This window comes from Streptomyces sp. P9(2023), assembly GCF_032436795.1.
Classification (GTDB): Bacteria; Actinomycetota; Actinomycetes; order Streptomycetales; family Streptomycetaceae; genus Streptomyces.
The window spans coordinates 1-271 of the sequence record NZ_JAUPWM010000482.1 but is presented as its reverse complement, the minus strand read 5'-3'; the positions used below and the strand labels follow the sequence as shown (position 1 = coordinate 271).

The following is a 271-nucleotide window of genomic DNA, read 5'->3' as shown; positions in this document are numbered from 1 at the left end:
CGCGCCGCCACCATCAGGTCGCCCTCGCCCTCGAACAAAAAGGCCAGCGCAAAGGCGCCGTGCAGCCGCGCCAGCGTCGCCCGCGCTGCCTCGACCGGCCCCATGCCCTGATCGAGATGATGGGCGGTCAAAAGGGCGACGGTCTCGGTGTCGGTCTCGCCCTCGGGGGTCAGGCCAAGCGCGACAAGTTCGTCGCGCAGCTCGCGGAAATTCTCGATGATGCCGTTGTGGACGACCGCCACGCGGCCATGGCGGTGCGGGTGGGCGTTGC

1 pseudogene is annotated in these 271 nt (G+C 69.7%); it reads right to left on the bottom strand.

Features of this window, described 5'->3' with window-relative positions:
- A pseudogene (locus Q5762_RS38460) lies at window positions 1-242 on the bottom strand (glutamine--fructose-6-phosphate aminotransferase); the annotation flags it as partial.
- Window positions 243-271: the final 29 nt, after the last annotated feature.